Annotated in this window: 15 protein-coding genes and 1 tRNA gene; 6 read left to right on the forward strand and 10 right to left on the reverse strand. The window is 48.9% G+C overall.

The genetic code is table 11. The annotated features are described in order from the left end of the window. Positions 1–155: 155 nt before the first annotated feature. From pgsA to ACSYSY_RS05230, 3 genes are all read right to left on the reverse strand, one after another. A complete protein-coding gene (gene pgsA / locus ACSYSY_RS05220; protein WP_491706531.1) occupies positions 156–728 on the reverse strand; it encodes a CDP-diacylglycerol--glycerol-3-phosphate 3-phosphatidyltransferase in 573 nt (190 codons plus the stop codon). A 106-nt stretch (positions 729–834) separates the two neighbouring features. Beyond that, positions 835–2,730, reverse strand: coding sequence for an excinuclease ABC subunit UvrC (uvrC, locus tag ACSYSY_RS05225; RefSeq protein WP_491706532.1), 1,896 nt, complete (start codon positions 2,728–2,730; stop codon positions 835–837). A gap of 279 nt (positions 2,731–3,009) precedes the next feature. Further along, positions 3,010–4,101 (reverse strand): dipeptidase, encoded by a 1,092-nt coding sequence (locus tag ACSYSY_RS05230; RefSeq protein WP_491706533.1) that lies wholly within the window; start codon positions 4,099–4,101, stop codon positions 3,010–3,012. A 57-nt stretch (positions 4,102–4,158) separates the two neighbouring features. On the opposite strand from ACSYSY_RS05230, the gene alkB reads away from it, so the two are divergent. Together alkB and xth are read left to right on the forward strand one after the other, a co-directional pair. After that, complete coding sequence (gene alkB, locus ACSYSY_RS05235; protein WP_491706534.1) at positions 4,159–4,812, forward strand: DNA oxidative demethylase AlkB; 654 nt, start codon at positions 4,159–4,161, stop codon at positions 4,810–4,812. Positions 4,813–4,902: 90 nt separating this feature from the next. Then, on the forward strand, positions 4,903–5,697 hold the full coding sequence (gene xth, locus ACSYSY_RS05240; RefSeq protein ID WP_491706535.1) for an exodeoxyribonuclease III: 795 nt from the start codon (positions 4,903–4,905) through the stop codon (positions 5,695–5,697). Between the two features lie 56 nt (positions 5,698–5,753). Here the strand turns inward: xth and ACSYSY_RS05245 are convergent, their stop codons facing one another. The 5 genes from ACSYSY_RS05245 to ACSYSY_RS05265 form a co-directional block, all read right to left on the reverse strand. Beyond that, on the reverse strand, positions 5,754–6,455 hold the full coding sequence (locus tag ACSYSY_RS05245) for a response regulator transcription factor (RefSeq protein ID WP_491706536.1): 702 nt from the start codon (positions 6,453–6,455) through the stop codon (positions 5,754–5,756). 247 nt (positions 6,456–6,702) lie between these two features. Then, the gene (locus tag ACSYSY_RS05250; RefSeq protein WP_491706537.1) at positions 6,703–8,499 is read right to left on the reverse strand and encodes a cation:proton antiporter; all 1,797 of its coding nucleotides are present in this window, start codon (positions 8,497–8,499) and stop codon (positions 6,703–6,705) included. A gap of 80 nt (positions 8,500–8,579) precedes the next feature. Further along, the gene (locus tag ACSYSY_RS05255) at positions 8,580–9,887 is read right to left on the reverse strand and encodes an RsmB/NOP family class I SAM-dependent RNA methyltransferase (protein ID WP_491706538.1); all 1,308 of its coding nucleotides are present in this window, start codon (positions 9,885–9,887) and stop codon (positions 8,580–8,582) included. A 47-nt stretch (positions 9,888–9,934) separates the two neighbouring features. Beyond that, positions 9,935–11,425 carry an IMP dehydrogenase gene (guaB, locus tag ACSYSY_RS05260; RefSeq protein ID WP_491706539.1) on the reverse strand — a complete coding sequence of 497 codons (1,491 nt, stop codon included), beginning with the start codon at positions 11,423–11,425 and terminating at the stop codon, positions 9,935–9,937. 284 nt (positions 11,426–11,709) lie between these two features. Further along, positions 11,710–11,783 (reverse strand) — tRNA-Gln (locus tag ACSYSY_RS05265). A 141-nt stretch (positions 11,784–11,924) separates the two neighbouring features. On the opposite strand from ACSYSY_RS05265, the gene ACSYSY_RS05270 reads away from it, so the two are divergent. Both ACSYSY_RS05270 and ACSYSY_RS05275 read left to right on the forward strand, forming a co-directional pair. Beyond that, positions 11,925–13,061 carry a Ppx/GppA phosphatase family protein gene (locus ACSYSY_RS05270; RefSeq protein WP_491706540.1) on the forward strand — a complete coding sequence of 379 codons (1,137 nt, stop codon included), beginning with the start codon at positions 11,925–11,927 and terminating at the stop codon, positions 13,059–13,061. Beyond that, positions 13,058–13,819, forward strand: coding sequence for an RlmE family RNA methyltransferase (locus ACSYSY_RS05275; RefSeq protein WP_491706541.1), 762 nt, complete (start codon positions 13,058–13,060; stop codon positions 13,817–13,819). The genes ACSYSY_RS05270 and ACSYSY_RS05275 overlap by 4 nt, the downstream gene beginning before the upstream one ends. On the opposite strand, the gene ACSYSY_RS05280 is transcribed toward ACSYSY_RS05275, so the two are convergent. Then, positions 13,803–14,279 (reverse strand): RrF2 family transcriptional regulator, encoded by a 477-nt coding sequence (locus tag ACSYSY_RS05280; RefSeq protein ID WP_491706542.1) that lies wholly within the window; start codon positions 14,277–14,279, stop codon positions 13,803–13,805. The two genes, ACSYSY_RS05275 and ACSYSY_RS05280, sit on opposite strands and share 17 nt — an antisense overlap. 138 nt (positions 14,280–14,417) lie before the next feature. Between ACSYSY_RS05280 and hmpA the strand changes: the two genes are divergently transcribed. Continuing rightward, on the forward strand, positions 14,418–15,632 hold the full coding sequence (gene hmpA, locus ACSYSY_RS05285) for an NO-inducible flavohemoprotein (RefSeq protein WP_491706543.1): 1,215 nt from the start codon (positions 14,418–14,420) through the stop codon (positions 15,630–15,632). A gap of 70 nt (positions 15,633–15,702) precedes the next feature. Here hmpA and mfd read toward each other — a convergent pair whose 3' ends face one another. Further along, a complete protein-coding gene (gene mfd, locus ACSYSY_RS05290; RefSeq protein WP_491706544.1) occupies positions 15,703–19,173 on the reverse strand; it encodes a transcription-repair coupling factor in 3,471 nt (1,156 codons plus the stop codon). A 162-nt stretch (positions 19,174–19,335) separates the two neighbouring features. Here mfd and recG point away from each other — a divergent pair, with 162 nt between their 5' ends. Beyond that, positions 19,336–21,435, forward strand: coding sequence for an ATP-dependent DNA helicase RecG (gene recG / locus ACSYSY_RS05295; protein ID WP_491706545.1), 2,100 nt, complete (start codon positions 19,336–19,338; stop codon positions 21,433–21,435). The last annotated feature ends 111 nt before the right edge of the window (positions 21,436–21,546 follow it).

Raw genomic sequence — 21,546 nt, forward strand, 5'->3', positions numbered from 1 at the left:
AGCCATACCGTACATATGGCGGCTTTCTTCATTCTTGTTCCCTTCGTCAAAGTCGCCTTCTGGATAAGTTCATAGAACAATGCAACATAATGAATTATTATCAGATGTATAGACGAAAACAGATAGTTTCCGTCCAAAACAATGATTCTCTATTGTCAATTCATGCGCATTCTTCTTACACCAACTTTCAGATATTCCCAACCGGTCAAAACCGTTGGAATAACAGAAAGCCACAGAAGACCAGCTCCAATAACAAGGACTGGAATTTCCCCGAGATGCAGTTTTATAGCGCCTTTATTGCCAATGACCAGAAAACCGAGAGCGACCATCTGCAAACCTGTTTTCCATTTTGCAAGACGCGTTGAAGGAATTTTATCCTGATAGGTCGCCATGAATTCACGCAGACCGCTGACAGCAATTTCCCTCAATAAAATGATAATAGCCGCATAGAGTGACAGAAACTTCAGATGTCCGAGCCCCGCCAATGCCAGTAAAAGAGCGCCGACAAGCAACTTGTCAGCAATGGGATCCATCATACGGCCCAACTCGGAAAGCTGATTGGTCCGCCGTGCAATTGCCCCATCCAGATAATCTGTAACACAGGCTAGAACGTAGATTCCCAAAGCTATAACGTCAGTGACACCCCTTTGAAGACCTAACAGGACAACCAATAGCGGAATACAGACAATCCGGAAAAGTGTTAGGACATTGGGAAGGGTAAAAAACATCCTGACAGAACCTCAAAATATGCCGAATGGTTATAAAACTGACGAACACTTCTGGAAGGATCGCTTCTTTATATATCTAGCACAAATAATTATTTTCACACCCCCACTAGCGACCATATTCCGGGTGAAAATATCCATAAATTCCGTTAGCAGTATCTTTACTAATTCCAGGTACCGTCATTAATTCCTCAAGCGTGGCCTGTTTAACGCCTTTTACAGACCCGAAACGGGCCAGAAGAGCTTTCTTTCTTACAGCTCCAACGCCTGGCACATCGTCCAGCCGGGAATGAGTCAATAATTTCGAGCGCCCTGAGCGATGGGTCGTAATGGCAAATCTGTGCGCCTCGTCACGCAAACGCTGGAGGTAATACAGAACCGGATCCCGTTCCGGAAGCTGAAAAGGGTCTTTTCCCTCTAGAAAGAACCACTCCCGGCCGGCATTGCGGTCCACCCCCTTTGCAATTCCTACAAGAGGAATATCAGTGATCCCAAGAGAGGCCAATATTTCCCTGACCGCGCTGACCTGGCCCTTCCCTCCATCAATAAGCAACAGATCGGGTTTCTGAAGAGCGCTATCATCTTCTTTTCCCTCTCCTTTGACCATTCGTGAGAAGCGACGGGTCATCACTTCACGCATCATGCCAAAATCGTCTCCAGGGGTAACGGGCCCTTTTATGGAGTATTTACGATAAGAACGCCTCTCAAACCCCTCGGCTCCGCCGACGATCATCACCCCATAAGGGGCCTGTCCCATAATATGAGAGTTATCATAAACTTCGATCCGTTTTGGGGGAGCCTCTAATTCGAACAGCTCTGCCACCTGAGACAGTAATTTTGCCTGTCCGGCACTTTCAGCCAATTTGCGCTCCAACGCTTCACGCGCGTTTAAAACCGCGTGATCAAGAACATCCTTTTTTTCACCTTTCTGCGGCACAGCAAGCGTCACTTTCGCTTCTCTTCGCAACCGCAAGGCATCTTCAAGCAACGCTTTGTCCGGAAGTTCCAGATTTGTCAGAATCAGTGCTGGAGGCACCTTATTTTCGTAAAACTGCATTATAAAGGCCGATAAAATATCTTCTGCCCGCGCATCATGATCATGCACCGGATAAAAAGCCCGGTTGCCATTATTGCGCCCTCCCCGGATGAAGAAAACCTGGACACAACTCTGACCCGCTTCCTGCCAGAGTGCCATAACGTCAGCCTCCCCGATACTGGTCGGGTTTACAGCACTTGACGCTCTGATGGACGCAAACCCCCTGATGCGGTCTCTGATCAGAGCGGCGCGTTCAAAGGCCATATCTTCCGCCGCCTGTTCCATTTCCTGCGTCAGTTTCTGCTGGAGAGCCTGTCCCCCTCCTGCCAGAAATTCCCGGGCCTGTGAGACCAGTCTGGCATAATCATCGGCATTGATACGGTCCACACAGGGCGCTGAACAGCGCTTAATCTGGTAGAGCAGGCAAGGACGCGTCCGTGATGAAAAGACATTATCCGAACAGGTCCTGAGTAAAAAAGCCCTCTGAAGTAATTGCAACGTCTGGTCAACAGCCCAGGCTGAAGCAAAAGGCCCCCAATAAACGGCACCGGGAACGGGTTTGCCTCTTTGGCGTAAAAGCCGCGGAAAATCATGATCCATCGTGAGCATAAGCCAGGGAAAACTTTTGTCATCACGCAAAAGGATATTAAATCTGGGCTTCATCTTCTTGATATAATTAGCTTCAAGAAGGAGCGCCTCGGCTTCCGTTTTTGTGACAACAATTTCCATCGAAACGGTCAGAGAAACCATCAATTTAAGACGATCAGGCAGGCGGTTCAGCTGCGTATATGATGTGACGCGTTTTTTAAGATCCAGAGCTTTTCCAACGTAAAGCACCTGCCCTTTATCTCCGAGCATCCTGTAAACACCGGGATTATTCGGAATCGTTTTTAACGCATGGCGAATTGCATCGACACCCGTCTTCTGTTCAGAACTCTGATTTATTATGGGGTTAGAGACCGACGACATTCCTGACTTTCACTCATCCACTATTCTTGTGGAGAAGGCTGTGGATAGTTCTTGGGAAAATGCTGAGAGATGAGGGTTTACCGCTCTTATCCTTAGATTGCTCATTTTTTAGACACTATCCATAACCCATTGAAAAACAAAGGCCCTTGTCACAAAACCTTCCATGAAGACGGGTGAATCCTGACGTCCAACCACAAAGTTGATGTCAACCCTAAATTCATGAAAAATAGTGGACAAATTCTTCATATATTTACTGTTTATAGAGTTTTACACTCTTGACTAACGGATATTTTCCTCGATTCGGGCATCAGAAGATTCATTCTGTTCAGCCTGCTTGAGCAAACGCAGCATATTCCCCCCCCACAAGGCACGCTGCTCGCTTTCGTCAAATCCTGATTCTTTTAACGCTCTGGTAACCTGCCACGTTTCAGAGACGTCTTCCCATCCTTTTACGCCACCACCCCCATCAAAGTCAGATGATATGCCGACATGCTCAATGCCGATCAATTTCACAGCGTAATGGATATGGGATATGAGATCATCGAGGGTGCCCCCTCCGCCTCTCTTCAGGAAGGGGCTCATGGCGGTAATCTGGATCACCCCCCCGGCATCTGCCAGGGATTTAAGCTGATGATCATCCAGATTACGAGGGTGATCACACAGCGCTTTAATACAGGAATGACTGGCAAAAGCTGGCGTGGACGATAACGCCACAGCCTGCATCATGGTTTCATAAGAGCCATGGGAAATATCAACCAATATCCCTTCGCGGTTCATTTCTCTGATCACTTCCTTTCCCAGTGAGGAAAGCCCTCCATGCGCAAGAGACTGATCGCCCCTCTTCACTGCTGAATCTGCCAGCAGATTATTACCATTATGCGTAAGCGTTATATAACGCACGCCATAGGTCCGGCTCAGAAATGAAATACGCGACGGATCATCCCCGATAACGTAGCCATTTTCTATGACGGGTGTGATGGAAATCCCCTCTTCCTCAACAGTCCTGATGATATCGTCTGCCTGCGTGCATATAGCGACGTTTTTAGAACCCATCGCACTCTGTGGAATGGAGTGAATGATTTCCAACATGGCATTGACCCGTTTCCAGGCTGCCTGATGCCCCTCGTCAGTCACCGGACCTTGCGGGCAATAAGCCGCCAGACAAACCGAAGTCAGCCCCCCTTTATCAGCTTTCGGAATCGTGAAACGTCTTTTCGTTTCCAGAGACCACAGATTTTTGATGTCATCTTCTTCGGGTTTTTCCCAGACAGGCAACCCTTCCGGTGTTTTTTCCTGCCAGGGGATATCGATATGTGTGTCAAAGGTCAGAAACGAAGGTGCCACTGGTCTAATCTCTCTGTTATCAGCCATAATTAATCATTACCTATACCTCTAAATAGAACGTTATCACGCAGAAAAAGAGCGTTTATGAGTCCCGTCCCATCTGATGATCTCTTTCCTCATACTCGGCTTGGTATGACAATAGCCCCCGGGGCTACTATCCTCGGCGACTTTGCCCTGAAATGGGCTGAAAAATTGATCGCTCATATCCACCATATCGACTCTGTTGCACCTTTCCGTCATATGGTGACGCCTGGCGGAAAAACCATGTCCGTGGCCATGATGAATTGTGGCCAGTCAGGCTGGATTACAGACAGGCAAGGCTATCGCTACAGCTCCTGTGACCCGGAAACCGGAATGAACTGGCCACCCCTTCCTGAGCTGTTTGCAACTTTAGCCGGAGACGCTGCCGCCCTGGCAGGATATCAGGATTTCATCCCTGATTCCTGTCTTATCAATCGTTATCAACCTGGTTCACGTCTGACGCTCCATCAGGATAAGGATGAGACAGACCTTCAGGCACCGATTATCTCTTTTTCCCTCGGCCTGCCGGCGCGCTTTCTATGGGGTGGTTTACAGCGTCATGACAGGATCAAGCGCTTTACCCTTCTCCATGGTGACGTCGTTGTTTGGGGAGGAGCCTCCCGCCTCGCCTTTCATGGCGTGGACACCATACAAGCTGGACATCATCCTTTAACAGGCGCTTTCCGCTATAATCTGACCTTCAGAAAAGTCAGATAACGCGGCTCTATTCATAAACACCTGTTTTCAGATTTAAATTCTGTTAAAAGTCGTAAGCAGGTTTTTCCGGTCTTTTACAGGGGCATCTTTATGAAATTTGTTACGTGGAACATTAACTCCCTCAGACTGAGACTACCACTGCTCAGACAACTGACTGAAGAAACCAACCCGGATGTCATCTGCCTTCAGGAAACAAAAGTCCCCGATGAATTTTTCCCGGCTGAAGAGATCGAAGCCACCGGATATCACCATTATTATTTTAAAGGAATGAAATCCTATAACGGCGTTGCCATTCTATCGCGCTATCCTCTGACGCCCATAGAAGACACACCTTTATGGTGTAATCAGAATGATTGCCGTCACATTGCTGCCGAGCTTCAGACAAAATCCGGGAAAGTCACAATCCATAATTTTTATGTCCCAGCGGGCGGCGATATCCCGGATCCGGAAACCAATCCCAAATTTGCGCATAAATTGAAGTTTATTGAAGAGGCTACAGCCTGGTTCAAGGCAAATCCTCCTCAGAGAAGTATTCTTGTAGGGGATTTAAATACGGCCCCTTTAGAACATGATGTCTGGAGCCATAAACAGCTTCTGAAAGTTGTCAGCCATACACCACCTGAGACATCTCGTCATAATGAATGGGAAAAACAGGGTTTTATAGATGCCATGAGGCTTCTGTCCCCTGAGCCACAGAAACTATACACCTGGTGGTCCTATCGTAACCGTGACTGGAAAAAATCAAACCGCGGTCGGCGACTGGATCATATATGGATCACACCTGATTTGCAGGCATCCCTTAAGAACATCGACATCTATTCTTCTGCGAGAGACTGGCAGCCCCCATCGGACCATGTTCCTGTTCTCGCAGAATTAGCGCTATAAAAATCTTATTAAAAAATGGGGCCCTTTTCAGACGTGATCCGGGCCTTTTTTATGAATTAATGATTAATATTCAGACGATAACCGCCACCTTCTGTCACCAGAAGCGTTGCATGTGCGGGGTCTTTTTCAATTTTCTGGCGGAGGCGGTAAATATGCGTCTCAAGTGTGTGTGTTGTCACACCCGCATTATAGCCCCATACCTCATTGAGCATAACCTGACGGATAATGGGTTCCTCACCTGAGCGATAGAGAAATTTAAGAATAGCCGTTTCTTTTTCAGTCAGATGGATGCGCTGCCCATTTGTCTTTTCCGTCAATAACTTACGGGAAGGACTGAAAATATAATCCCCGATTTCAAAGACAACATCTTCACTGCTTTCGAAAATCCGAAGCTGCGCTCTCAAACGGGCCATTAATTCTGCCGGGCGGAAAGGCTTGGCAATATAGTCATTCGCCCCCGCATCCAATCCACGAACAATATCATGTTCTGCGTCTGAACCTGTCAGCATAATGACAGGCATCTTCAGACCTTTTTGACGCAGTTCCGCGCAGAAATCACGCCCATCTCCATCCGGGAGGGTGACATCGAGAAGCACGGCATCAAAACGAACATCCTTGGATGAGAAAATTTCACGGGCCTGTTCCAAGGTCCTCGCTTCAGTTGCAAGGAATTCACCTTCTGTCTGTAGTTGGTCAACTAAAAGGCGAGAAAGAGTCTCATCATCATCGACAACCAGAATAGGGCGACCACCAGCCATGAACAAATCCAGTCCTATAAATAAAATTACGCTTCCGCGTTCTCATGGATCATCACAACACAAAACCGCGAAACGTAACATTACTGTTAAAATTTAAGATAGGGCGGTTACCAGACACCTGCAACCTCACTCAAGCTGCAAGTGTGATCAAACCAAGAAAGCCCACCTCGCGTATAATGTTCCTGATTTCTATCACTTTATTGCAAACAAGACACTAGTAAATTGTAACATCACATAATTTTCAGGCTCATGAGTCCCTGGATGACAAACTGACAACAATGTCTCCTGGTTGCGGAACAATTGTATCTCTATCTTCCGCTGAGCGGATCATGATAAACACACCACGCCTGATCAGGAACAAATCATAACGATTTTCATCCGTTCCAAAAGGATAGCCTGTCTGCTCAACAGTTTTGGCAACAAACCTCCAGCCACGATAATAGAGCGTTTCAAAAAATGAGAAGCTCCAGGAAGGCTCTCCCAGAATCTTGCCACGGGCATCTCGTGATAAGCCACGATAATTATCAAGTTTTGCCACACCCGGACTGACCTGAAAAACCCTTTGCCTCCCCATTGATGGGGCGAGCAGACCGCACACCATACCATCGTAAATAACGTCTGCCGTCATTGCCAGAAGATAATCTGCCGGCTTTTCTTCAAGAGAAACCTGCCCATAGGTCGAAAGAAGTTCCGCTTTCAAAACCGGGATTCCTCGCCCGGCAGCCGTTATAAGTTCCTTAGCCTGATTATCCACCAGGAGAACGGGCACGGATATTTTGTTCAGGCACTCCGCTAAATCAATCGAGATGGGATTCGCCCCTAAAATGGCCAGTGCAGGCTCATTTGATAATGTCAGTTTCAAACGCCTGGCCAATGGCCGCAACGTGAAACCATGGCAGATCATGGTGACTGCAATCAGCATGAAAACAGCCGGCATAATAAGCGTACCGGACTCAAAACCGGCATCTGTCAATTTAATCCCGATCGCACCGGCAACTGAGGCCGCCACAATCCCGCGTGGTGCAATCCACCCGACAAAAAGGCGTTCCTGCCATGTCATATTCGCGCCGATTGTGGAAATAAATATTCCAAGTGGCCTGACAACAAGAAGCATAACCAAAGTCAAAAGAACAATGGACCAGGAAACTTTTTCCAATACTGAGCGCTGTAAATCAGCCGTAAGAAGAATAAAGAGAATGGAAACGATTAAAACGACCAATGACTCTTTTGTTCTTTTTAACTCATTACCTCCAGGAATATGAAGATTTGTTACAGCCATACCAAAAATAGTGACAGCAATCAGACCGGCACCTGCCATTTCAATCGTGCAGAGCTGAAAAATCAGAAGAGCAATTGTCAGAAGAAGCGGCACCTTAAGGGGCTCGGGCATCAAATCACGCGTAAAGAGATAACGCACCAGATAGGCCGGCAAAATCCCCGCAACGACCGCTTCAATCCCGGCAATCAGAATATCAGGAAGCGTCTGCGTGAAGAACTGCGCCATGCCGCTATCGGTCTTGAAAAGCACAATCTCCAGAATAACGGCCGCCAGAATAGCCCCTATGGGGTCATTTACAATTGCTTCCCAGCGCAAAAATGCTGCCACTCTGGGTTGTAATTTGTTATGACGCAAGAGCGGCAATACCACGGTCGGGCCAGTAACAACGACAATCGCCCCGAACAGACATGCCGTGCCCCAGTCAAAATGAGCCACATAATGCGCTGCCAGACTTCCCAGAACCCAGTTTACAGGAAGCGCTATTTTTGTCAGGCGGGATATCCCCTCACCGGCTTCGCGCAACTGCCGGATATCAAGCACCATGCCACCTTCAAAAACGACGAGGGCCACCAGTAATGAGATCAAAGGGCGAAACGCCCATCCCATCGTTTCAGAAGGATGAAGCAATCCTAAAACCGGGCCAAATAACAGGCCCAGACCAAAAAGGAGCACAATAGCCGGAAGACGAAAGCGCCAGGCCACCCATTGTGCCAGAACACCCGCTCCAAAAGTCATCGCCAGTCCAAGCAGAATATCGTAATTCATCTCAGCACTTCCCCTTCTGGAGCGGCACACCGCTAAACGTTTTAGAAATTGTTACGCCGGGTTTATCCGGCCAATTAATATCATGACTTTCTTTTAAAAACAGAAACGTAAAAACCGTCTGTCTCATTTTTACCGGGCGTCAGGGAAAAACTGGCACGCTGTTTCAACTCCTCAGGCAACCATGCCGACATTTCTTCCGGTTTGGCCACTGTAAACTGATCATTCCCTGTCAGGAAACGGTCTTTCTGGCAGTCATTTTCTGCTGACAATAAAGAACATGTTGCATAAACCAGCCTTCCACCCGGCCTCACCAGCTTTGCCGCAATTTTCAGGATCTGGGCCTGTTTGACGGTCAGTTCCTGTAAATCCTGTTCTGTAAAGCGAAGACGCGCATCAGGGTTGCGGCGCCATGTCCCTGTTCCGGAACAAGGTGCATCAACGAGAACCGTATCAAAGCTCCCTTCGCGCCTTTTGACCCATTTATCGCCTTCTTCGAGCAGATGTCTGGTTACATTATGGACATCTGCCCGGCGGAAACGCTTTATGGAACCCTCAAGCCTTGGTTTGGAAACGTCACAGGCGACAATCTGTCCCTTATTTTCCATTGTCATGGCCAGTGCCAGCGTTTTTCCACCGGCTCCGGCACAATAATCCAGCACTCGTTGCCCTGCTTTCGCCTCAACCGCTGCAGCGATAAGCTGGCTGCCTTCATCCTGAATTTCAATCAAACCCGTTTGAAAGGCATTTGTCGATGTTACCGGATGACGGCCTTTCAGCCTCAACCCCCAGGGAGAATATGTCGTCTCCATGGCTTCAAACCCTTCTTTCCGAAGGGCGGATTTTGCGGAATCCCTTGTGGCTTTAAGAAGATTAACACGCAGATCGAGAGTAGGAAGCGTCAAGAGTGCCTGCAGCTCTTCTTCCACACGATCGCCAAAATCCTTTTCAAAATAAGGCATCAGCCAATCCGGCACTTCAAATCGGACAGCACGGGATTGACGCTCGTCACTGAGCTCTTTTCCCTGCAAGCTTTTCAGCATAAGGGATTCGCGCTCAGTCAGCACTTCAGGAGCGTAACGCTCCCCGCTGAACAAGGCTTTGACCACATTTAATTCCTGCCCGGAAAAGAACAGCTGAGCCGCACAAAGCAGCCTTGGGGAAATATCACTCCGCCGTTCTTCTTCCCTGGCCCTGAGGTGCCAATGCAGGCGGCGCCAGTTACGCAGCACATCCCAGACTAATGTGGATATGGCGCGGCGATCACCACCCCCTATATAGCGGCGTTCACGAAAGAAATTATTGGCAGTAGCATCAGCAGGACGAAAAGGGGCATTCTGAATCGCACAAAGCAGATCTATAGCCCCGGAAATACGGGCAGAAGGGGTCATGCCCCTTCGCCTACCCTATTTCAAGGGTGTATGAAAAGAGTAAAGCCTCACTCAAAGCGATAATTAGGTGCTTCACGAGTAATTGTTACGTCATGAACGTGGCTTTCTCTCAGCCCTGCATTGGTAATACGGCGGAACTGTACTTTTTGCTGAAGCTCAGAAATAGTTGCGGACCCTGTATAGCCCATCCCCGCACGCAGGCCGCCAACAAGTTGGTGAATCACAGCGGCCATGGCACCACGATAAGGCACCTGTCCCTCGATTCCTTCCGGCACAAGTTTCAGGCTGTCACTGACCTCTGCCTGGAAATAGCGGTCTGCTGACCCGCGAGCCATAGCTCCGAGGGAGCCCATGCCACGATAGGCTTTATACGTCCGACCCTGATGCAGGAATGTCTCGCCAGGGCTTTCTTCACAGCCTGCCAGGAGAGAGCCCACCATCACAACATCAGCCCCGGCACCAATGGCCTTGACGATGTCACCTGACGTTCTGATCCCACCATCAGCAATGGCGGAAATATCCTTTTCATGACAGGCCGCAGCCGTTTCAAGAACAGCAGAGAATTGAGGAACGCCAACCCCGGCAACAATACGCGTTGTGCAGATGGATCCTGGACCAATCCCGATTTTGATACAATCAGCGCCGGCTTCAATCAGGGCCTGTGCTGCCTCCGGTGTTGCAACATTACCTGCGATAATCTGAACGTCATGATACTGCTCCCGCAAATGAGCGACCGTTTTCAGGACACCCTGGGAATGGCCATGAGCCGTATCGACAACGAGGACATCAATCCCCGCCCCGACCAGTTCCTTCGCTCTTTTGAGACCGTCTTCTCCCACACCGATGGCCGCAGCACAAAGAAGGCTGCCTCTCTGATCCTTAACGGCCAGAGGATGGGCAATCGCTTTATCCATATCCTTTACGGTAATCAGCCCGACACAACGACCTGCCTTATCGACCACAAGCAGTTTTTCAATACGGTGTTTATGCAGAAGATCGCGCGCCTGATCAGCAGGGGCTCCATGCATGATGGTCACCAGATTATCGGAGGTCATGAGGTCCCGCACGCGCGTTGAACGGTCTGTTGCAAAGCGCATATCACGATTGGTCAGAATACCAACGAGGCGGCCATCAGCTTCAACGACCGGCAGGCCGGAAATTCTGTGCTTTGCCATAATCGCATGAACTTCTTCAAGCGTCTGTTCCGGCCCGACTGTCACGGGATTGACGACCATTCCTGATTCAAAGCGCTTTACTCTGCGAACCTGCTCTGCCTGTTCCTCAATGCTGAGATTTTTATGAATAACGCCTAGACCACCCTGCTGAGCCATGGCAATCGCCATGGCTTCTTCAGTCACCGTATCCATAGCTGAAGATAAGAGAGGGATGTTAAGCTGAATTTTACGCGTCAGTCTGGTAGTGACACAAACCTGTGCAGGCAAAACAGAGGAGGCTGCCGGTTCAACGAGAACATCATCAAAGGCCAGCGCATCACGGATACGACCATAAAGTGGATTATTATTCAGGAAATTAGTCATAGGCCGCCCCCGCACATTCATAAGCACTATTTATCTTCAGAATCCGGAGGGCCACATAGCCGCTCCGGCTGTTGGCAAGGCTACATAGCGTAATTCTCTCTTCCATGGGAAGAAGAATTCATAAAAGAAAGCATATTTCTGCCGTCTGCCCGTAAAAATTTACATAGTGATGACTATATCAGAAATATATACACTATTTTGAAAGACAAATATCTACGCCTGTCCTGGAAAGAACAGTATCTCTTCCCCTGAGGGGGTAACGTATTTATAATTTGAAGATTATCTGGCTGGGAGACCTGGATTCGAACCAGGGCTGACCGGGTCAGAGCCGGTAGTTCTACCGCTAAACTATCTCCCAAGCGGTTAAGCGGTCTTCTAACGGCATCTTGCCTCTATGACAAGAGGGTTATTCGAAAAAATTTAACTTATATCTCTAAAATTGCGCTAAAATGATCGGGTAAAGGCAATTTCATTCATCATTCCAGAAAGGAGAGACATCATGAAAATGCGCTATAAGTCGCAGAAAAGAGCGCATAAAAACGTCTCCCTATCAGACAATGAAGCCCTGAAACTGACTTCAGAACAACCACGCTATTACGCCGCAATTGATCTGGGAACGACAAGTTGTCGCTTGCTTATTGTGAAAAATTTTCGTGGAAAATTCAGGATCATAGAGCGATTCAGCTCATCTGTTCTGCTTGGTGAGAAAGTCAGTCTTACTGGAAGGCTTGATGAACAGGCGATTGAACGGACGCTGGGAAGTCTGCGTCTTTTTGCCAGAAAGATAAAATACTGGCCCGTTTCTTCCATTTACGCCATTACAACAGAAGTCTGCCGTCGTGCCGAAAATTCACGCGAATTTCTCGACCGGGTCTATGCAGAAACAGGTTTGAAGATTCAGATTATCTCAGACCGCGAAGAGGCAGAGCTTGCTCTTGAAAGCTGCCGCCCACTGCTTTCATCCTCCCTAAAGGAAAATGAGACTGAACGTGCCTTGATCTTCGATATTGGCGGGGGCTCGACCGAACTTTCCTGGGTGAGAACCGATATTTTATCGCAAAAACATTATCTCGCTGGCATGACAAGTCTGAAACAGGGGATCGTGAGCCTGAGTGAGCTCTTTGCCCACCTTACCCCTAAAGAATCATATCAGGCTGCCTTTAAGTTTATCCGCAGCAAATTGGAAAATTTTGAAAAAATTTATTGCATCAAACGTGAAGTTGCCCGTCGTAATGTCCGATTGATTGGTCTTTCAGGAACGATCACGACGATTGCCGGTGTCGCCATGAATCTGGAGCATTATGATCGCTGCCGGCTTGATGGCACTATTTTAAGCTCTGAAGCGATCAGCCGGGCAATCAGCAAAATAAAAACAATGTCCCGGTCAGCTTTGGAAAACCACCCCTGTATCGGTTATGGCCGTTCGTCGCTTGTTCTTGCCGGTTGCGCCATTTATGAGGCTATTCAATCCATGTGGCCGATAGACTCCATCACCATAGCGGACAGGGGGTTGCGTGATGGCATGGTTATGCGTATGGCACGGGAACATAATTCACCACGCTTTCGCCAGAAATGTGCTTTCAAGCTTAATTCTGGCCAGTCTGTAAGTTCAGGGGCCTTGGCTTTTCCACTATGAAATCAAAACCGTCTTCGGCGAAAACACGTATCGCAGGAAAGCCTCTCAAGCAATCAGCAACCCCCGGCAGACGTTTGAGCACGGAGGATGCTGAAGCCTCTCGCACACTCAGAACCAAAACTGAGAAGCTCAAAACGGCTCGCAAAAAAACCCCTTCTCAGCAAAGGTGGCTGAATAGGCAGCTTAATGACCCTTATGTAGCAGCAGCACGGCAGCAGGGATGGCGCTCCAGAGCGGCTTTCAAGTTGATCGAAATTGATGATCGTTTCCATCTGATCCAACCTGACAGCAAAATTGTTGATCTCGGTGCCGCACCGGGAGGATGGACACAAGTCGCCCTTAAAAGAGGGGCAGACAAGATTATCGGTGTTGATCTTTTACCTGTTGACCCTGTTCCGGGCGCGGAAATTATCGTCGGTGATTTCATGGACCCCGACATGCCGGAAATCTTGCAAACCATGCTTGGTGGACGTGCTGATATCGTCATGTCTGATATGGCCCCCAATACGACAGGCCATGCCGCGACTGATCATTTAAGGATTATGGCTCTGGCCGAAAATGCGCTGGATTTCGCTTTGCAGATTCTGGCGGATAAAGGCGTCTTTATCGCCAAAGTTTTTCAGGGCGGCTCTGAAAAAAATATGCTCGATACCATGAAGCAGAATTTTGCGACGATCAAACACGTAAAACCCCCCTCATCGCGCAAGGAATCAAGCGAGCTCTACGTCGTGGCTATAGGCTTTAAGGGACGGCCGTAGTTTTTTGCGCTTCGAGCCGTCTCTCTTCAGCCTTTTTGATTTTCAAACGCTCAACAGGTGTCACGACATCTGCAAGAGAGAGTGTGTCGAAAACAGATAAAAAAGCCTTCTGAGCCTTGCCCATGACGCTTTTCAGCCCGCACCCCGGCAACAGAAGACAGTTCTGTTTTTTAGGGTCCTCACTCATACAGGCGACCACTGCGATGTCATCTTCAGTATAACGGATGACTTCCCCGATACGAATTTCTTCTGGAGCATGTGCAAGACAGATCCCACCCCGATTCCCGCGGACTGTTTTTATAAATCCACCTTTCCCCAGACGATGAACGACTTTGATCATATGACTTTCGGAAATTTCATACATATCTGAAATTTCCCTGATCGAAACAAGGCGATCATTCTGCACGGCCATATAAATCAACGCACGCAGAGCATAATCTGTATGCAAGGTTAAGCGCACACTCCTCCCCTTTTCGTTCTTATTATCAATTACCGGCACATTATCACATTATCAGCTCCCGTGCATTTATGCATTGACAAAACCTGGCAGCAAAACGATCCTCAAAGATAGATAAAATATGAACCTTTGGAGTCGTAAATGAGTCACCTTCTCTCTGCTCAGACACGTGGAATCGTTAAAGCCTGCGTCCCGGCCTTACAGGAAAAAGGCCTTGATATTACTCATGAAATGTATAAGCGCTTGTTAGCGGACGAAGAAATCCGAGATCTTTTTAATATGTCTCACCAGAAAGATGGCGAGCAGCCCAAAGCATTGGCTCTCGCCGTTCTGGCCTATGCCCGTCACATTGATAACCCCGGCGATCTCAAAGCGATGCTCGAACGTATTGCTGAAAAACATGTCGGGCTTAATATCCTTCCCAGACATTATCCTTTTGTAGGAAAGGCTCTTCTCGGTGCAATCGCTCATGTCTTGGGGGATGCGGCGACTCCAGAGGTCATGACCGCCTGGACTGAGGCCTATAATTTTCTGGCAGATGTTTTAATTAACCGTGAGGCCGAAATTTACCAGGCTCATGAAGACCTTCCCGGCGGCTGGAAAGGATGGCGCCGGTTTAAAGTGGCCCATCGGCATGATGAAACTCCTGAAGTGACGTCTTTTACTCTGGTCCCTGAGGATGGAAAACCCGTCATGCACCATAAAGCCGGTCAATATCTCAGTTTTAAACTCAACATCCCGGAACATGGGACACAGCGCCGTAACTATACGATTTCTTCAAAACCGGCTAACGATCATTATCAGATCACCGTAAAACGCCACGATGACGGTCTTGTCTCAAACTGGCTCCATCGCGCCTGCCCCGAAGGAACGATCCTTGACGTCTCAGCACCAGCAGGGGATTTTTATTTAGATGAAACGTCCGAGAAACCGGTTATTTTCATAAGCGCTGGTGTCGGGCTGACGCCTATGATTTCCATGATGGACACACTTCTGGCTCAAAAGGCCCATCCTCCCATTCGTTACGTCCACGGGGCTCATAACGAAGAGAGTGATATTTTCTCCGATCATATTAAAGAACTGGCTCAAAAGGGACAAATTACCGCAGATTTATTTTACACAACGGGCGAGAAACCTGAGAGCACGCCGCACATCACATTCCATAAAGGACGTATTTCGCCAGATTGGCTGGAAAGCCAACTTAACCAGGACGCAATTTATTACATCTGCGGACCTGACGATTTCATGCGGGACATCATAAAACTTCTGAAAGCCCGTAACCTCCCTGATTCCCAGATACGCTACGAAATGTTCGGCTCGGCTTCAGATGCCTATCTAGCCACAGCGGGCGCATAGGAATCCCATTCAGGAATAATAAGGGAGTGGCGCTTATAACGGCACTCCCCTCCACACACCGATTTCGATCTTATGTCTCAGCGGCTTCTACCTTCTGTACTAATTTGCACAGAGACGTCAGAACCTTTTTGGCAAGAGAAATTCTCACGGCGTTTTTCATTTCCCTCACCATCGCCAATTTATGATCTGAGCGTATTTTAACGCCGGCTTTCTGGTTACGATCAATCCAGCGTAACAAACCTTCAGGATTGGCAAACTGATTATTACGAAACTGGATGACCATTCCCTTCGGTCCTGTTTCAACGCGCTCTACCCCTGCTTCCAGACAGAGTTTCTTTAACAGGACAATCTCAAGAAGGTTCTGCACTTCCTGCGGTAATGGGCCAAAACGGTCAACCAGCTCCACCCGCATGGCTTCAAGTTCACTCTCATCTTTCAACGTTGCGATGCGGCGGTACAGCCCTAACCGGACAGAAAGATCCTGAACGTAGGTTTCAGGCAACAGGACGGGCAGACCGAGAGAAATCACCGGAGACCATTTTTCTTCTAAAGCGTGGGATTTCCCTCTCTCTTTCCGCAGATCAATCACCGCCTCCTGAAGCATCTGCTGATAAAGTTCTATACCGACTTCCTTAATATGGCCTGATTGCTCTTCTCCCAGAAGGTTGCCCGCCCCTCTCATATCCAAGTCATGAGAAGCCAGAATAAATCCGGCCCCCAGGGATTCCAGTGTCTGCATGATTTCCAGACGCTTGACTGAATTGGCTGAAAGAGGCTGCGTCTGTGGCCAGGTCAGATACGCATAGCCACGCTGTTTCCCACGGCCTACGCGCCCGCGTAACTGATAAAGCTGCCCGAGGCCGAACCGATCTGCCCTGTGAATGATAATGGTATTAACACCCGGCATATCAAGGCCACTTTCAACAATATTGGTTGAAAGCAGAATGTCATATTTCCCGTCAGAAAATTCCGTCATCACCTTTTCAAGTTCAGTCGGTGTCAGGCGGCCATGAGCCTCGGCAATGCGGGCATCCGGCACGATATCCTTCAAACGTTCTGCCATGGGGCCCATATCGGAAAGGCGTGGCACAACGCAGAAAATCTGCCCCCCCCTGAAACGTTCACGCTGTATTGCTTCGTGAATCATGACACGATCAAAAGGCGTGATAAATGTTCTGACGGCAAGACGATCTGTCGGCGGCGTGGCAATCAGGCTCATTTCCCTGACACCTGATAGGGACAACTGCAATGTGCGCGGCAAAGGTGTGGCTGAAAGGGTGAGAACATGCACGTCTTCACGCAGCGTTTTCAGCTTCTCTTTATGAGCCACCCCGAAATGCTGCTCCTCATCGATAATCAGCAATCCAAGACGGCTGAAGGAAATTGACTTGGCCAGCAAGGCATGTGTGCCGATGACAATATCGATCTCCCCATTAGCCAGCCCCTCTTTTACCTTTGAGGCTTCCCGGGCAGTTACCAGGCGGGAAAGCTGGGCTATCTTGACAGGAAGCCCCTCAAAACGTTTTGTAAAACTCAGATAATGCTGTCGGGCCAATAAGGTCGTCGGGACAATGACTGCCACCTGCATCCCTGAAAGGGCTGCAACAAAAGCAGCCCGAAGAGCCACTTCGGTTTTTCCGAAACCAACATCCCCACAGACCAGGCGGTCCATAGGACGTCCACTGCTCATATCTTCAAGAACATCGGCAATGGCACGCGATTGATCTTCTGTCTCGATATAAGGAAAGCTCGCACAAAACTCGTCCCACCATCCTTCTACAGGAGCCATCGCAGGTGCTTCCTTCATGGCTCTTGCCGCAGCCGTGCGAATAAGCTCTCCTGCCATTTCACGCAGGCGAGCTTTCATTTTGGCCTTGCGGTTCTGCCAGGACGCCCCTCCCAGCCGGTCCAGTGGCACACCGTCTCCCTCGGAACCGAAACGGCTCAAAAGATCAATATTTTCTACTGGCAGTAAAAGCCTTTGTTCACCGTCATACAGAATGGAGAGATAATCATGGGCAACGAGATCTTCCTTAACCGTTTCAAGACCAACATAGCGCCCGATTCCATAATCCTCATGCACGACAAGGTCATTTTCAACAATCTCGCCAATCTGGGTAATAAAATCACCCGTCTTGCGCTTACGGCGTGGCGGCCGCGCCAGGCGCTCTCCCAGAATATCCTGCTCTGAAACAAAGGCCTGGCGATCGGTAACAAACCCACGTTCAAGGGGAAGGACGATCATGCCAAGATGCTGACGGGACATTCCCGCCGCATGTGACCAATCGTCAAAAAGTTGCGTATCCAGCTGATATTCACTGAGCATATGAGCCAATCGCTCCCGCGATCCACGGCTCCATGCCATAATGTATGTACGTTTCCCCTCCTGGGCCCAGTTTTTCACCTGCTCGGCAAAAACATCAAAAACTTTCTCTTTTGCTGCCCCGCCCAGACTGGCAAAAACCGGAGCTGGCCGATAGCCGATATCAAATCCTTCCTGTCCATCCGGTTTTGCAAAAGGACTGAGCTGCATTGTCGGGATAGAGGCCAACACACTTTCCCACCCGTTTTGATCAAGATAAAAACGGTGGGGAGGTAGAGGTCTATAGGGTAATTCTCCTTCCCGAACAGCGCTTAACCTGGCCTGATAATGATCTGCGATCATTTCAAAACGGGCTTTCAGCATTTCAGGAGCGTCGCGCTCAAAACTGACCGCGACATTGGGGAGATAATCAAACAAGGTGCCCATATGAGCACCATCACCCTCATGAAATAAAGGGAGGTAATGTTCCGCCCCTGCCGCTCTTCGACCCTCTATAATCTGTTGATAAAGAACGTCCTGCAAAGCGCCAACACCAAAACTGTCACGCCATCCGTTTTTAAAACGGCTGATACTTTCCTTATCAAGGGAATATTCAGAAACAGGCCCGAGGGTAAATAATGTCAGCTCTCGGGTGGAACGTTGGGTCGTCACATCAAAATGACGGATATGCTCCACTTCATCACCGAAGAAATCGAGTCTTACAGGGTCCTGCGCATCTGCAGGGAAAAGGTCAAAAATACCGCCCCGGGTTGCGAACTCTCCTCGATCCATCACCGTATCAACGCGGCTATATCCCCGCCCGATCAGAAGGTCGATCAGATATGAGGCATCAAGACTTTCTCCCACCTTGACGGAAAGCGACTGCCCCTGAAAACTTTTGCAAGGCGGCACACGTTGGACAAGGGCATTGATCGTCGTCAGGACAATACGCCCCGTAGAAGGCAGCGGTTCGAGTAAACGGCTTAACGTAGCGGCCCGTTCTGCCATAAGGGCAATATTGGGTGACACGCGATCATATGGCAGGCAGTCCCACGGCGGGAAACGCAGTATTTCAACCTCAGGCATAAGCCATTCCAGCATATCACCCAAAGCCGCAAGGTCGGACTCATGACGTGCAACGTGCAGTAAGGGCCCGGAATGCTCGGATAAACGATGTCTTAAGAGAAAAGCGACACTTCCATCAGGAACTCCCCACACGGTTGGACCGAATGAAGCCATAAACCTGTTCTCTTGCACCATTAATCAAAGCCCTGTTGTGAAAAATCATTAACCCGACAGAAAGATACACTCTCTTACTAGTGTCCTGAGCGCACTCACATTATCATATAACTTTGCTGATCTTTTTGTCAGCCTCAAGAGAGTTGTCGTTCCTCATTTTTCATGTCTGTTTCTTCGCTCCCTGCCTTGATAGAGCCTCTCCTGGCCCCTTTGACTTCGTTAAAGGGAATCGGCCCCTATCATGCTGGACTTTTAAGCAAGATCAGCGGTGGCAAGAAAATCATCGACCTGCTTCTCACGGTGCCGGAACGATATATAGACCGCCGGAAACTCTCATCGGTCAGTGACGCATCCTATAGTGAACCAGGCAGTCTTTTTACGGCTCGTGTCACAATGATCAGTATCAGGCGCCCACAACGCCCGACCCAACCCGTTACCATCCATGTAGAAGATGAGACCGGGCGGCTGGAGGTTGCCTTGTTCCAAAAAAAGGGCATCACCTTACCGGAGCCCGGTACAGAGATGATCCTATCAGGGAAAATCAGCTTCTATCAGAACAGGCCGGTAATCTCTCAACCGGATTATTTTCTCCCATGGGAGAAGCGTTTCTCTTTCCCTCAAATCGAGCCTATATGGCCTTTAACCGCGGGGCTTTATCCTTCAACCGTCAAACGGGCCATGAAAGCCGCTCTCTCTTTAGTCCCCGACCTGCCGGAATGGCATGACCCTGCCTTAATCACTGAGAAAAACTGGCCCCGCTTTAAAGAAGCCCTGACAATCCTGCATGATCCTTCCCTTTTGAAGGATGAGGGGGATTTTACGGCCTCACTTGAAAAGGCACGCATGAGGCTGACCGCTGATGAGATTCTTGCCGACCAGCTTTGTATCAGCCTGGCAAGAGAGTCTCTGCAAAAGGAAAAAGGACGCTCCTTCAGAGGAGACGGCTCCCACCAGCAGGAACTCAGAAAACGCTTTGGCTATACCCCCACCAGGTCTCAGGAAAAGGCCATTGCTGAAATCAGTGAGGATATGGCCGCCCTGCACCCTATGGTACGCCTTCTTCAAGGCGACGTAGGATCAGGAAAAACATTCGTTGCCATGATGGCCATGCTGCAGGCCGTTGAATCCGGCGTGCAGGCTGCTCTTATGGCCCCTACTGAGATCCTTGCGCGCCAGCATTATGAGACAATATCACGTTTATGCCCCGTTCCGTCTGTTTTCCTCAGTGGCGCCATCAAAGGTAATGAACGCAAGAAAATTCTGAATCACATCAGGTCAGGTGAGGCAAAAATATCCGTTGGCACACATGCCCTTTTTCAGGAAGGGGTTGAATTTGCCGATCTTGGACTGGCAATTATTGATGAACAACATCGTTTTGGCGTGGAGCAACGCCTGAAATTCGGCAATAAGGGGGAACAGACAGATCTCCTTGTTATGACAGCCACCCCTATTCCACGGACGATGCTTCTTGCGGAATGGGGTAAAATGGGGGTCTCCTTTCTAAAGGAAAAACCTGCCAACCGCCTGCCAATCCGCACAACACTGCACGATATGGACCGACTGGACGAGATTCTGGACGCAATTCAGCGCAGCCTTGACCAGGGAAAACAAATTTTCTGGGTTTGCCCGCTTATAGAAAATAGTGAGACCCAGAGCGCTGCCGCCGCAGAAGACCGGTGGGCCATGTTGACAAAGCGGTTTGGTCCTTTAGTCGGGCTGGCACACGGCAAGCAGGATAGTGCCACGAGACAAACCGCCCTTTCTGATTTTAAAGAAGGGAAAACCCGCCTTCTGGTCGCAACAACAGTCATTGAGGTTGGAGTCGATATCCCCAATGCCACAATCATGGTTATTGAAGAGGCAGAACGTTTCGGGCTTGCCCAACTCCATCAGCTGAGAGGGCGTATCGGGCGCGGGAGCGAATCATCATTCTGCCTGCTTCTCCATAAACATGAACTCTCTTTCACAGCACGAAAACGCCTTGGTTTATTGCGGGAAACAGACAATGGTTTCATGATTGCCGATCAGGACTTCCTTATCAGGGGCGGGGGCGATCTGGCCGGAAACAGACAATCAGGCCTACCAGGATTCAGGCTGGCCAATGAAATAAGTCTGCCTTTAATAATCGACGCCATGAATCAGCAGGTTACCAAGATAATGGCAAAAAAATGGCAAGAACATGATAAATTAAAGCCGGAACAAACAGCCCTTGTACACCTTTTTGACCGTGCAAATCCGGAGAGAGTTCTGAGATCAGGCTGAGTTTATATGAATAGATTATGAATTTATTATCAGATTCTTAAAAATTTCGTCGCGACATCTAAAGAGTTTCTTTACCTGATAAAGAAAAATTTATCGTGCTATTACCGCGTT

It is taken from the genome of Aristophania sp. ESL1100, assembly GCF_058511235.1.